At 53.7% G+C, this 13,736-nt stretch carries 13 protein-coding genes; 10 read left to right on the forward strand and 3 right to left on the reverse strand.

Annotated elements, in window-relative coordinates:
- Positions 1 to 19: 19 nt before the first annotated feature.
- Positions 20 to 1,027 carry an adenosine deaminase gene (add, locus tag X965_RS04690; RefSeq protein ID WP_004238379.1) on the forward strand — a complete coding sequence of 336 codons (1,008 nt, stop codon included), beginning with the start codon at positions 20 to 22 and terminating at the stop codon, positions 1,025 to 1,027.
- Positions 1,028 to 1,190: 163 nt separating this feature from the next.
- Here the strand turns inward: add and X965_RS04695 are convergent, their stop codons facing one another.
- From X965_RS04695 to X965_RS04705, 3 genes are read right to left on the reverse strand one after another with little or no spacing between them, the layout of a single operon-like run.
- Complete coding sequence (locus X965_RS04695; protein WP_051997311.1) at positions 1,191 to 2,234, reverse strand: YgcG family protein; 1,044 nt, start codon at positions 2,232 to 2,234, stop codon at positions 1,191 to 1,193.
- A 2-nt stretch (positions 2,235 to 2,236) separates the two neighbouring features.
- On the reverse strand, positions 2,237 to 3,226 hold the full coding sequence (locus tag X965_RS04700) for a bile acid:sodium symporter family protein (RefSeq protein WP_004238377.1): 990 nt from the start codon (positions 3,224 to 3,226) through the stop codon (positions 2,237 to 2,239).
- Between the two features lie 43 nt (positions 3,227 to 3,269).
- Positions 3,270 to 4,310 (reverse strand): oxidoreductase, encoded by a 1,041-nt coding sequence (locus X965_RS04705; RefSeq protein ID WP_036417266.1) that lies wholly within the window; start codon positions 4,308 to 4,310, stop codon positions 3,270 to 3,272.
- A gap of 284 nt (positions 4,311 to 4,594) precedes the next feature.
- On the opposite strand from X965_RS04705, the gene rsxA reads away from it, so the two are divergent.
- The 9 genes from rsxA (at position 4,595) to X965_RS04750 (ending at position 13,729) form a co-directional block, all read left to right on the forward strand.
- The gene (gene rsxA, locus X965_RS04710) at positions 4,595 to 5,176 is read left to right on the forward strand and encodes an electron transport complex subunit RsxA (RefSeq protein WP_015422727.1); all 582 of its coding nucleotides are present in this window, start codon (positions 4,595 to 4,597) and stop codon (positions 5,174 to 5,176) included.
- A complete protein-coding gene (gene rsxB, locus X965_RS04715) occupies positions 5,176 to 5,784 on the forward strand; it encodes an electron transport complex subunit RsxB (RefSeq protein WP_004239234.1) in 609 nt (202 codons plus the stop codon). The genes rsxA and rsxB overlap by 1 nt, the downstream gene beginning before the upstream one ends.
- Before the next feature lie 5 nt (positions 5,785 to 5,789).
- Complete coding sequence (rsxC, locus tag X965_RS04720; protein WP_015422728.1) at positions 5,790 to 8,132, forward strand: electron transport complex subunit RsxC; 2,343 nt, start codon at positions 5,790 to 5,792, stop codon at positions 8,130 to 8,132.
- Positions 8,133 to 8,147: 15 nt separating this feature from the next.
- Positions 8,148 to 9,242 carry an electron transport complex subunit RsxD gene (rsxD, locus tag X965_RS04725; protein ID WP_004238123.1) on the forward strand — a complete coding sequence of 365 codons (1,095 nt, stop codon included), beginning with the start codon at positions 8,148 to 8,150 and terminating at the stop codon, positions 9,240 to 9,242.
- Positions 9,239 to 9,865 (forward strand): electron transport complex subunit RsxG, encoded by a 627-nt coding sequence (rsxG, locus tag X965_RS04730; protein WP_004238124.1) that lies wholly within the window; start codon positions 9,239 to 9,241, stop codon positions 9,863 to 9,865. The genes rsxD and rsxG overlap by 4 nt, the downstream gene beginning before the upstream one ends.
- Complete coding sequence (locus X965_RS04735; RefSeq protein WP_004238126.1) at positions 9,865 to 10,569, forward strand: electron transport complex subunit E; 705 nt, start codon at positions 9,865 to 9,867, stop codon at positions 10,567 to 10,569. Before rsxG ends, X965_RS04735 begins: the two co-directional genes overlap by 1 nt.
- A 63-nt stretch (positions 10,570 to 10,632) precedes the next feature.
- Positions 10,633 to 11,274 carry an endonuclease III gene (nth, locus tag X965_RS04740; RefSeq protein ID WP_004238127.1) on the forward strand — a complete coding sequence of 214 codons (642 nt, stop codon included), beginning with the start codon at positions 10,633 to 10,635 and terminating at the stop codon, positions 11,272 to 11,274.
- Between the two features lie 101 nt (positions 11,275 to 11,375).
- Positions 11,376 to 13,313, forward strand: coding sequence for an exoribonuclease II (locus X965_RS04745; protein ID WP_036417268.1), 1,938 nt, complete (start codon positions 11,376 to 11,378; stop codon positions 13,311 to 13,313).
- A gap of 209 nt (positions 13,314 to 13,522) precedes the next feature.
- Positions 13,523 to 13,729 carry a glycine zipper 2TM domain-containing protein gene (locus X965_RS04750; protein WP_004238129.1) on the forward strand — a complete coding sequence of 69 codons (207 nt, stop codon included), beginning with the start codon at positions 13,523 to 13,525 and terminating at the stop codon, positions 13,727 to 13,729.
- Positions 13,730 to 13,736: the final 7 nt, after the last annotated feature.

The raw sequence follows: 13,736 nt of genomic DNA on the forward strand, positions 1-13,736 counted from the left end.
TCATCTGAGGAATACCACAATGATTAACCGCTCACTTCCCCTGACCGACCTGCACCGCCATCTCGATGGTAATATCCGCCTGTCCACCATTCTGGATCTGGCCCGTCAGCACAATTTGCCGCTGCCCGCTTATGAGACTGAAACCCTGCGCCCGCATGTGCAGGTGATGAGCAATGAACCGGATCTGGTGCAGTTTCTGAGTAAGCTGGACTGGGGTGTTTCCGTGCTGGCAGACCTCGATGCCTGCCGCCGTGTGGCCGCTGAAAACGTGCAGGATGCCGTCAGTGCCGGGCTGGATTACGCCGAACTTCGCTTTTCCCCTTACTATATGGCGATGAAACACCATCTGCCCGTTGAAGGCGTGGTGGAAGCGGTACTGGATGGTGTGGCGTCCGAAGTCCGCAACAGCCCGGTACGGATTAATATGATTGGTATTCTGAGCCGGACATTCGGTACAGATGCCTGTCATGAAGAGCTGAATGCCCTGCTCGCTCACCATGAGCGGATTGTGGCACTGGATATTGCCGGTGATGAATCCGGTTATCCGGGCGATTTATTCACCGATCATTTCCGCAAAGCCCGTGACGTCAACTGGGCCATCACCGCCCATGCCGGAGAAGCCGCCGGCGCCGCCAGTATCTGGCAGGCTATCCGCAACCTGGGTGCACAGCGCATCGGTCACGGTGTGATGGCGATTGAAGACCCGGCGCTGATGGATTACCTGGCAGAGCACCGCATCGGTATGGAATCCTGCCTGACCTCGAATATTCAGACCAGCACCGTGCCGTCACTGGCCGCGCATCCGCTGAAACAGTTCCTGGCACACGGCATTGCCGCTACCATCAACACGGATGACCCGGCGGTTGAGGGTATTGAGATTGCCCATGAATACAATGTTGCTGCCCCGGCAGCCGGTCTGACACAGGCAGAAATTGAACAGGCTCAGATTAACGGGCTGGAAATAGCCTTTTTATCCGCAGAGGAAAAAGCGGCACTGAGAGAAATGGCAGCAAAACGCGGCCAGTAAGCGCCATTCCGGTAAAAAAAAGCCGTGGCATTCTTTGTCACGGCTTTTTTATGTCTTTTACCAGCTCCCGGAAGCACCGCCACCACCACTGCTGCCGCCTCCGCCACCGGACGATCCGCTGCTTCCGGAACTACCGCCGGAACTGCTGCTGTAACTGCCACTATCAGAACCGGATGAATACCCGCCTCCTGTACCTGCTATGACACCGGTTAATTTCCGTATTTCCGCTTCCTGAGTAAGATATTCCGGAATTAATGTATATAACAAATAACAAATAACAAATAAATAGTGAGCCAAATACATTAAGAAAAATGAGCATCATTATACTGATGAACAACGCATCAGGATCAGGATCTCCGTCTATCAGAACCCGTGTCATTATAAAAATCAGAACTGAATAAAATAATACGTTCACAGTATGGCCGAGCGGTGTCGGATAAATATACTTATACTGCAAAAATGCCGTCAGGCGTTTCTGCGCAAGGCGGATTATCCGTTCAGGCTGACGTTTTTTCTTGTTTTTGGATTTCGCGTATTCTTCTCTCAGATATTCAATATCGTTAAGAACCTGCTTTTCTATCCTTTTCTTACGGCGGGGAGAACCAATAAATAATGACCAGAGATACACCGTAATAAAGGTCAGAAGATAAATAATCGTCAGTCGTTTGAGTTTTAATGCTTCTGTTCCGGATGTCTCTGATTTGATATATTCCGGTTCATTTCCGCTGATAATATCAATGGCATCGGTCACACCCGCTTCAATTCCGGTAAAATAATGGCCTTTTTTAAATTCAGGGGTGATACGCTGACGGATAATACGGCCTGCGGAGACATCCGGCAGAATACCTTCCAGTCCATAGCCGACCTCAAAACGCAAATTACGGTCATTCACCGCCACGACCAGCAACAGTCCGTTATTCTGACCTTTGCGGCCGATCTTCCATGTATTAAACGCACGGTGCGCAAATGTCTCAATACTTTCTCCGCCGGTTGACGGCACAATAAACACCACGAACTGGCTGCCGTCATTGCGGCTCAGTTCATACTCAATGAGTTGCCGGTTAAGCTGTGTTAATTGAGAGCCGGTCAGAAGACCGGCGCTGTCAATAACCCGTTCCCGTTTCAGTTCCGGCAGAGCCTGCACATCCGCACGGGCAAAGAAACTGACAAAAAGAAGTATCAGGCATCCTGCCATAACCCTGCTCATAATTACTCCTGTGAATGTTCTTTCCCCTGCCGCGCATAGCGCGCCGCCATCACCGCACACACCATCAGCTGGATCTGATGAAACAGCATCAGCGGCAGCACCAGAATTCCCACCACGGCCGGCGGAAACATAACGTTTGCCATCGGCACGCCGTTTGCCAGGCTTTTCTTCGAACCACAGAATACAATGGTAATTTCATCGGCCTTATTAAAGCCGAGTGCCCGTGAGCCGTACACGTTGATCACCAGCACAATCGCCAGCAACCCGCACGACACCACCGCAATCTGCAGAATAGACATTGCATCAATCTTCTGCCAGATCCCCTCGGCAACCGCTTCGCTGAAAGCGACATACACCACCAGCAAAATAGAGGTGCGATCTGTTTTATTAATGATTTTTTTATTGCGATCCACCCACTTGCCAATCAGCGGACGGGAAAAATGACCGACCACAAACGGCAGCATCAGCTGCAATAAAATAGAGCGGATAGCACCCAGGGTATCCAGTTCATGCGCGCCCTGCGTTTCCATCATAAAACCGATAATGACCGGTGATAAGAACACACCAAGGATACTGGAGGCGGATGCACTGCAAATCGCCGCCGCCACATTTCCGCCCGCGACAGAGGTAAAGGCGATAGCCGATTGTACTGTCGCCGGTAAGGCACATAAGTATAAGAAACCCATGTAAATGGTCGGAGACATCCATTCCGGTACCAGGAACTGTAAACCCAGCCCCAGCAGCGGGAAGAGGATAAAAGTACTGGAGAACACCATCAGATGCAGACGCCAGTGCCCCATCCCTGTCACAATCGCTTCCCGAGAGAGTTTTGCGCCGTGGAAGAAGAACAATAACGCAATCGCGGCGGTGGTCAGATAGCGGAATCCGGTCGCCACACTGCCGGTTGCCGGAAAGAGTGACGCCAAAATAACAACCGTGATCATTATGACCAGGAACGGATCTAACCGCAGTTTCTGCCACCAGTTTGTCATGCGTTATTCACTTTTGTCTGCAATAAGAAGTAATGACTATTTGTTACAGTGTCACAGTCCGTCCGGTTTTATGCGATTCCATACCGGCCTCTATAATACGGATAATTTCCGCCCCTTCCTGCGCCGTCACCGGGGTCGGGCCGTTATTGATAATCGCCTCAGCCACTTCCGCGTAATAGCGGCCATAGTGCCCGGCTTTGTTCGGATACGTTTCTGTGATCACTTCAATACCGTCCGGTGATAAGCTCAGTTCCCCGTCGCGGCTGTCATGACCCCAGTTGACACCGACCGGCATCTGCCCTGCTTTCAGTACATTTTCCTGCGGATCCAGCCCGTACTTCACATAGCTGCCTTTCATGCCGTGAACGATATACACCGGGGATTCCGCTGCCGCGACCGTGGTGGCATGCAGCACGACTTTGACATCCGGATAGTGCAGTTGCGCATGGAAATAATCCACCGCCTCAGAACCCGGACGGATCATCCCCAGGTCGGCAGTGATCGCCGTTGGTTTGCCGAAAAACTGCAGTGCCTGGTCAATCAGATGAGAACCCAGGTCATACCAGATACCACTGCCTAATGCAGCAGCTTCGCGCCAGCGCTTTTGCGGCTGCGGGCGGTAGCGGTCAAAATGGACTTCAAAATATTTGATAGCCCCGAGTTTTTTACTGTCAAACAGGGATTTGAGCGTCAGATACCCGGAGTCAAAACGGCGGTTATGATAAACAGACAGCACCAGTCCGGCGTCATCCGCCTGTTTTGCCAGGGTAAATGCCTCTTCCGATGTCAGGGTAAAGGGCTTATCCACCACCACATGTTTACCCGCAGCCAGCGCCATCCGCGCCAGCGGGAAATGGGTGTCATTCGGGGTCGGGATCACGACGAGGTCAATGGCCGGGTCAGCAAAAATATCTTCCGGTGTGGCGACAACCTGCACATCCGGATAATCAGCATGCACTTTGGCGGCATCACTGCTCGCGACTTTGGCCAGTTCCATATTGGCATTATTGACAATAAACGGCGCATGGAATGTTTTTCCGGCAAAACCGTACCCGATCAGGCCCACTTTCAGTATTTTCGTCATCACTCCCTCCGGGGGATTGTCATGTTAACGGATAAAAACATGCTTTCAGAATCTGTCATCCTCCTGAAAAGTACCACTAACTGATTCCGTGACGCAAATGCTGTGCCCGGTTTTCATCAGTTTTGCCGCTTTTTCATTCTGATACACACAGTTATCCGCGCTTTCACACAATCCCGATAACCCCGGATGCCCGGGGATTGCTATTATTCACCCCGCTTACCGGGGATCCCGGTTTTTTATGTGCTTTATTTGTATGTTTTTAAAGACTCGCTTTGGGCATTGTAATGGCTGACTACTTATTACTTTTTGTCGGGACGGTGCTGGTTAACAACTTCGTACTCGTCAAATTCTTAGGATTGTGCCCCTTTATGGGGGTCTCCAAAAAACTGGAAACCGCGATTGGCATGGGGTTTGCCACCACATTTGTGATGACACTCGCCTCCGTCTGCTCGTGGCTGATGGATACCTTTATCCTGATCCCGCTGGATATTCTCTATCTGCGCACACTGAGCTTTATCCTGGTGATCGCCGTGGTGGTGCAGTTCACCGAAATGGTGGTGCGGAAAACCAGCCCGGCGCTCTACCGGCTGCTCGGGATCTTCCTGCCGTTGATCACCACCAACTGTGCGGTACTCGGTGTGGCGCTGCTGAACATAAACCTGTCGCATAATTTCCTGCAATCCGCCGTTTACGGCTTTGGTGCGGCAGCCGGTTTCTCCCTGGTGATGGTGCTGTTTGCCGCTATCCGTGAGCGGCTGGCAACGGCAGATGTGCCGGCGCCTTTCCGCGGGGCGTCTGTCGGGCTGGTCACGGCCGGTCTGATGTCTCTGGCCTTTATGGGCTTCAGTGGTCTGGTGAAATTCTGATGACAATGATTTGGATTGCCGTTGCCGTACTCAGCCTGCTGGGTCTGGCATTCGGTCTGATACTTGGTTACGCCTCCCGCCGCTTCAAAGTGGAGGAAGATCCCATTGTGGATAAAATTGATGACATTCTGCCGCAGAGTCAGTGCGGCCAGTGCGGTTTTCCCGGCTGCCGCCCGTATGCGGAATCTGTTGCCAATGGCGGCGCAATAAACCGCTGTGCCCCCGGCGGCGAGCAGGTGATGCTGAAACTGGCGGATATGCTGGGTGTGGATCCGCAGCCGCTCGACGGTGACGAGTCCGTACTCAATCCGGTGCGTAAAGTGGCCTTTATTCATGAAGACCAGTGCATCGGCTGCACCAAATGTATTCAGGCGTGCCCGGTGGATGCGATTATCGGTGCCACCCGCGCCATGCACACTGTGGTTGAAAATCTCTGCACCGGGTGTGATTTGTGTGTCGCACCCTGCCCGACAGATTGCATTGAGATGATCCCGGTCGCCGTCACCCCGCGTAACTGGAAGTGGGATTTAAACACCATTCCGGTCAGAAATATTCCGGCGGATACCGGCGGTACTCCTGTCAAACCTGTTCAGATTGAGGCGTCGTAAGTTTTATGTTCAATTTGCTCAACTTTCTGAAAAAAGACCGGGTATGGGATTTTGACGGCGGCATTCATCCGCCGGAAATGAAATTACAGTCCAGCCGGACACCGATGCGGGTGTGCCCGGTACCGGAAGAACTGATTATTCCGCTCCAGCAGCATATCGGGAACGAAGGCGATGTGCTGGTCAGCCCCGGCGACCATGTCCTGAAAGGTCAGCCGCTGACACGCGGAACCGGCCGCAGCCTGCCGGTGCACGCCTCATCATCCGGCACGGTGACTGCCGTGGAGCCTTGTGTGACCGCGCATCCGTCCGGGCTGACCGCGCCGTGCATCCGTATCCGGACTGACGGGCTGGATACCCCGTACCCGGCGGAAAAAACAACGGATTTTACCTCTCTTTCCAAAACAGAGCTGACTGACCGCATTCATCAGGCCGGGATTGCCGGTCTCGGCGGCGCAGGCTTCCCGACCGCCAGCAAGCTGAAAGGCGGCGGTGATCTTATCCGCACTCTGATTATCAATGCGGCGGAATGTGAGCCCTATATCACGGCGGATGACCGTCTGATGCAGGAACATGCCGGGGAAATTCTCACCGGTATCCGTATTCTGATGCACCTTCTTGAGCCGGAACAGGTGCTTATCGGCATTGAAGATAATAAACCGGAGGCGATTGCCGCACTGCGTGACGTTACTGCCGGGGAAAAACAGATTTTCGTGCGGGTGATCCCGACCAAGTACCCGTCCGGCGGCGCCAAACAGCTGACCAAAATTCTCACCGGCCGCGAAGTACCATCCGGCGGACGCTCTTCTGATATCGGCGTGCTGATGCAGAACGTCGGAACTGTGGTTGCCATCAAGCGCGCCATTACCGACGGCGAACCGCTGATCCAGCGCGTGGTAACAGTAACCGGCGAAGCGGTTGAATCACCGGGTAACTTCTGGACACGACTCGGTACGCCGGTCCGTTTCCTGTTGCAACAGGCCGGTTTCCGTCCTCAGCATGAACAAATGGTTGTGATGGGCGGCCCGCTGATGGGCTTTACACTGCCGGATCTCGATGTGCCGGTAGTAAAAATCTGTAACTGCATTCTTGCACCAACCACGAACGAGATGGAACCAGCTGCACCGGAAGAAGCCTGTATCCGCTGCAGTCACTGTGCGGATGCCTGTCCGGCCGGATTACTGCCGCAGCAGCTCTACTGGTTCAGTAAAGGTAATGAACACGAAAAAGCAGAACAGCACCATCTGTTTGACTGCATTGAATGCGGTGCCTGTGCCTGGGTCTGCCCGAGCAATATTCCGCTGGTGCAGTATTACCGTCAGGAAAAAGCACAGGTCATTGAGATCCGCGAAGAAGCCCAACGCGCCGCAGATGCCAAAATCCGCTTTGAAGCCAAACAGGCACGAATGGCACGGGAAAAAGAAGCCCGTGAAGCCCGCCATAAAAGCGCGGCTGTTCAGGTGGATGAGAAAGACAGTGCGGCTATCAGCGCCGCCCTTGCCCGCGTGAAAGCCAAAGACAGCAATGCAGGGATGACGATTTCTGTTAATCCGTCCGTTTTACCGGATAACAGCGCCGTGATTGCTGCCCGCGAAGTCCGTAAAGCACAGGCCCGCGCACGTCAGGCAGAAAAAGCGGCTCTCGCGGCTGAAACAACACAACCGGCGACAGAAGCAGACGCCGATCCGCGTAAAGCCGCAGTGGCTGCCGCCCTTGCCCGCGCCAAAGCGAAGAAAGTCGCTCAGGCTGCCGAAGCTCCGGCGGAAGCTGCACAACCGGCAGCGGAAACAGACACAGATCCGCGCAAAGCTGCTGTTGCTGCCGCCATTGCCCGCGCCAAAGCGAAGAAAGCCGCTCAGGCCGCAGAAGCTCCGGCGGAAGCTGCTCAACCAGCCGCAGACGCAGAGACAGATCCGCGCAAAGCTGCTGTTGCTGCCGCCATTGCCCGCGCCAAAGCGAAGAAAGCCGCTCAGGCTGCCGAAGCTCCGGCGGAAGCTGCTCAACCAGCCGCAGACGCAGAAACGGATCCGCGCAAAGCCGCTGTTGCTGCCGCCATTGCCCGCGCCAAAGCGAAGAAAGCCGCTCAGACTGCTGAAGCTCCGGCGGAAGCTGCTCAACCAGCCGCAGACGCAGAGACAGATCCGCGCAAAGCCGCTGTTGCTGCCGCCATTGCCCGTGCTAAAGCGAAAAAAGCCGCTCAGACTGCTGAAGCTCCGGCGGAAGCTGCTCAACCGGCAGCGGAAGCAGAGACAGATCCGCGCAAAGCTGCTGTTGCTGCCGCGATTGCCCGCGCCAAAGCGAAAAAAGCCGCTCAGGCCGCTGCACAACATTCTGAAGAAACCACTGATTAATGAAGCGAAATAAGCATGAAATTTAGGCCCGTTTCCTCAAACGCCCCGCACCGGCTGAAAATTGCGGGATCACCGTTTACGCATAACCGTGACAACACCTCCGCCATCATGCTGTGGGTGGTGATTGCCATGATCCCGGGAATTGCCGCGCAGCTCTGGTTTTTCGGCGCAGGTACCCTGTTTCAGATTCTGATTGCAGTTGTCACTGCGCTGGTCACCGAAAGTATTGCTGTCCGGCTGCGCAATCAGCCTGTGATGCCGTATCTGAAAGATAACTCTGCGCTGGTCACTGCAGTGCTGCTGGCTGTCAGTATTCCGCCGCTGGCGCCGTGGTGGATGATTGTTATCGGTACATTCTTTGCCGTGATTATTGCCAAGCACATATATGGCGGTCTCGGACAAAACCCGTTTAACCCGGCAATGGTCGGTTATGTGGTGCTGCTGATCTCCTTCCCGGTACAGATGACCAGTTGGCTGCCGCCGGAGAGTCTGCAAATCACCCCGGTTTCGCTCAGTGACAGTCTGCATGTGATTTTCACCGGGTTATCAGACGGTGGCCAGACACTGGAGCAGTTACGCGCCGGAGCGGATGGTATGAGCCAGGCGACTCCGCTCGACAGTTTCAAAACCGGTCTGCTGACCCGCGATATGTCCGAAATCCTGACACAACCCGTTTTACAGGGCTCTGTCGCCGGTATCGGCTGGCAGTGGGTGAATATCGGTTACCTGATCGGCGGCTGTATTCTGCTTAACCGTAAAGTGATTTCATGGCAGATCCCGGCCGCCATGCTGGTAACACTCGCGGTATTGTCAGTGATCGGATACCTGATTGATTCATCACACTTTACATCCCCGGTTATACAGCTGTTTTCCGGTGCCACCATGCTCGGGGCATTCTTTATCGCTACCGACCCGGTCACCGCTTCCACCACACCACGCGGCCGCCTGATATACGGGATACTGATCGGCCTTCTGCTGTGGATTATCCGTGTTTACGGCGGTTATCCGGATGCGGTGGCATTTGCCGTCCTGCTGGCCAATATCACCGTGCCGCTGATCGATACCTACACACAACCGCGTGTTTACGGGCACAAACGGGGGAATAAATGATTGCCACATTACGCCGTTACGGCCTGATCCTCGCCCTGTTTGCCGCCGGTACCACCGGGCTGAGCGGGTTTGTCTACACCCTGACAAAACCGGAAATTGATAAGCAGGCCGCCGCACAGCAAAAGGCACTGTTTGCCGAAATCCTGCCGGAATCGGTTTATAATAATGATGTGATTGCAGAGTGTTATCTGGTCACCGATCCTGCCCTGGGTAATGAACTGCCGCACCGGCTGTATGTTGCCCGCAAAGACGGCACACCTGTCGCCGCAGTGCTGGAGTCCACCGCACCGGACGGCTATTCCGGTAATATTCAGCTGCTGGTTGCGGCTGATTTTAACCGTACCGTGCTCGGCTCCCGCGTGACCGAACACAAAGAGACACCGGGGCTGGGTGATAAAATTGATACCCGGATTTCCGACTGGATCACCTCTCTGAGCGGCAAACACATTGAATCCGCTGATGACCCGCACTGGGCAGTGAAAAAAGACGGCGGGGATTTTGATCAGTTCACCGGTGCCACCATCACGCCGCGCGCAGTCGTCAATGCTGTCCGTGCAACAGCGGATTATATGCAGACACTGCCGCCGTTGCTGAACACCTTACCTCAATGCGGAGCAGAATAATGAGTCAGATTAAAGAGTTATTCGCCGACGGATTATGGAAAAACAACTCTGCCCTGGTTCAGGTACTGGGGCTGTGTCCGCTGCTGGCGGTTTCCTCCACGGTCACCAATGCGCTGGGTCTGGGACTGGCCACCACCCTGGTGCTGATTTGTACTAACGTGGCGGTTTCCGCACTGCGCCGCTGGATCCCGTCAGAAATCCGCATTCCTATTTATGTGATGCTGATTGCCTCCGTCGTGACTGCGGTTCAGTTACTGATTAACGCCTATGCTTTCGGCTTATATCAGTCGCTCGGTATCTTCATCCCGCTGATTGTGACCAACTGTATTGTCATCGGCCGTGCCGAAGCGTTTGCTGCCAAAAATGCCGTTTACCCTTCTGCGATTGACGGCCTGGCTATGGGGCTCGGTGCGACCGCCGCGCTGTTTGTGCTCGGTGCCATGCGTGAAATTCTCGGTAACGGCACTCTGTTTGACGGTGCGGATCTGCTGCTCGGTGACTGGGCCAAAGTGCTGCGCGTCGATGTGCTGCATCTTGACACCCCGTTCCTGCTGGCTATGCTGCCACCGGGTGCCTTTATCGGGCTTGGCTTAATGCTGGCAGGCAAGTATCTTATTGATGAGAAAATGAAAAAACGCAAAAATGCACCTGCCGCTCCGCAATATGAAACTGAAAAAGGATGCGGAAGCCATCTGGTCAAATAACTGTATAATTAAGCAGGCTCCTCTCCGGGAGGCTGCTTTTATCATGAATGAGCCAATGTCGTTATGAATAAAGAAAAACGTATTGAAATCCTGACCCGCCTGCGGGACAACAACCCGCAACCCACCACTGAACTGCTGTTTGATTCTCCGTTTGAATTACTGATCTCCGTCTTATTATCCGCCCAGGCGACAGATGTCAGTGTCAATAAAGCCACCCGTCCGCTGTATGCCGTTGCCAATACGCCGCAGGCCATTCTGGATCTGGGTGTGGACGGTGTGAAATCCTATATTAAAACCATCGGGTTATTTAATACCAAAGCAGAAAATGTGATTAAAACCTGCCGGATGCTGGTTGAGCTGCATAACGGCGAAGTGCCGGAAGACAGAGCTGCTCTTGAGGCGCTGCCGGGTGTGGGGCGCAAAACTGCCAATGTGGTGCTCAATACTGCGTTCGGCTGGCCGACCATTGCTGTTGATACCCATATTTTCCGTGTCTGTAACCGCACAAAATTTGCCCCCGGTAAAAATGTGGATGAGGTGGAACAAAAATTATTGCGGGTTGTTCCGGCAGAATTTAAAGTCGACTGCCACCATTGGTTTATACTGCACGGGCGTTATACCTGTGTTGCCCGCAAACCCCGCTGCGGTTCATGCATCATTGAGGATTTGTGTGAATTCAGCGAAAAAGTGTATCCGGAAGATTAATCTGCTGCGCTTTAAACAGAAATTGCCCTCTGTGCTTGCGGGCAGCGTAAATTCGCGTAAAAATAACCATAAATTTGCTCACCCAACCAGTACGGGAACCTATGTTTCAAGATAACCCGCTGTTAGCTCAGCTAAAACAACAGCTCCACGATAAAACATTGCGTGTCGAAGGGATCGTAAAAAGTACCGATAAAGGCTACGGTTTCCTGGAAGTTGACGGACAAAAATCCTATTTTATTCCGCCGCCGCAGATGAAAAAAGTCATGCACGGCGACCGCGTCACCGCAGCTATTCACACGGTGAATAATAAAGATGTGGCTGAGCCTGAAGCGCTGATCACCCCGTTTCTGGACCGGTTTGTCGGCCGTGTGCAGCGCAAGGAAAATGATGACCGTCTCTGGATCATTCCTGATCATCCGCTGTTAAAAGATTCCATTCCCTGCCGTCCGGCAAAAGGCGTTGATCATGAGTTTCGTCAGGGTGACTGGGCAGTTGCGGAAATGCGCCGCCACCCGCTGAAAGGTGATCGCAGCTTCCACGCGGAAATCACCGGCTTTATCACCGATGCGGACGACCATTACGCGCCGTGGTGGGTGACACTGACCCGCCACCAGCACGCACTGAAAGAGCCGGAGCCGGTTGAGGTAACCATGGCGGATGATAATCTGCCGCGTACTGATCTGACCCATCTGGATTTTGTCACTATCGACAGCGCATCCACCGAAGATATGGATGATGCACTTTACATCACTACCGGTGATAACAATCAGCTTCAGCTGACTATCGCGATTGCGGACCCGACCAGCTACATCCCGGCCGGCAGCGAGCTGGACGCTATTGCCCATAAACGCGCATTTACCAACTATCTGCCGGGCTTTAATATCCCGATGCTGCCGCGTAACCTGTCTGATGACCTGTGCTCGCTGCATCCGCATGTGCGCCGCCCGGCACTGGTGTGTCAGGTCTCCGTTAATGAGGATGGCTCTCTGTCTGATGATGCCGTATTCTTCGCCGCCTGGGTTGAATCCAAAGCCAAGCTGGCTTACGACGATGTTTCCGACCTGCTGGAAGGTGTGGCTGACCGCGTGACGCCGGATGAAACTATCCGCCGTCAGATTTCCCTGTTGCAGGATATGTATCAGCGCCGCCATCACTGGCGTGAAACTCATGCGCTGGTCTTTAAAGATCGTCCTGATTACCGCTTTATCCTTGATGAAAACGGCGTAGTGACGGATATCGTGGCTGAACAGCGCCGCAGTGCCAACCGCATTGTGGAAGAAGCGATGATCACCGCCAATATCTGTGCCGCACAAGTGCTGGATAAAAAACTCGGCTTTGGTGTCTATAACGTGCACACCGGGCTGGATCCGCTGACCATCAGTCAGGCCGTTGCCCTGCTCGCCGAAAACGGTATTAACTTCAGCGCTGAAGAATTACTGACTCTCGACGGTTTCTGTCGTCTGCGCCGTGAACTGGATAATCAGCCGACACAGTTCCTCGACAGCCGTATCCGCCGCTTCCAGACCTTTGCCGAAGTCCGCATGGAAAAAGGCCCGCACTTTGGTCTGGGACTGGATGGCTATGCAACCTGGACATCCCCTATTCGTAAATACAGCGATATTGTGAACCACCGTCTGCTGAAAGCGATTATCGCCGGTCAGTCTGCGGAAAAACCAGCTGAAGCCCTGGCCGAGCACCTGGCAGAGCGCCGCCGTGCCAACCGTATGGCAGAGCGTGATGTCGGTGACTGGTTATATGCCCGTTATCTGCAGCCGTATGCCGGTACAGATACCCCGTTCCCGGCTGAGATCATTGATATCACCCGCGGTGGCGTGCGTGTCCGTCTGACAAACAACGGCGCGGTCGCCTTTATCCCCGGCACCTTTATTCACCCGGTCAAAGATGAGCTCCAGTGCAGCCAGGAAACCGGCTCAGTGCTGATTAAAGGTGAAGTACGTTACCGCCTCAATGACATCATTCCGGTGAAAATTGAGGAAGTTAAGATGGAAACCCGCAGTATTCTGGCCCGCCCGCTCTGATCCGGAATCACTGACTGATAAGAACCGCCGTTTTGTATTAACGGCGGTTTTTTTTATTCCTGCCACTCAGAACCCGCCGCTGTTCCTGTCATTAAATCCCGGACATTAATACCTTTATCAGCATTTAAATTTTATTTAAATCATGAGGATAGTAATTAGTAACGTGATTGCTATAGTGATGATAATCAGACATTCAGCGGGGAAATGAGATGAAGAAAATAGTAACGGCATTGCTTGTTGCTGGTGGCCTGCTGGCACTCAGCGGCTGTAAGAACCTGTCAGAGCAGGAGAAAGATACCGCAATTGGTGCTGAGTTAGGTGCTATCAGCGGCGCGATCCTGACGGATGGTTCCGGTCTGGGTACAGTGGGTGGTGCTGCCGTCGGCGGGATTATCGGCCACGAGGCCGGTCAGTGACAAAGGC

The sequence above is a fragment of the Morganella sp. EGD-HP17 genome (assembly GCF_000512315.2).
In the GTDB taxonomy this organism is placed as follows: domain Bacteria; phylum Pseudomonadota; class Gammaproteobacteria; order Enterobacterales; family Enterobacteriaceae; genus Morganella; species Morganella morganii.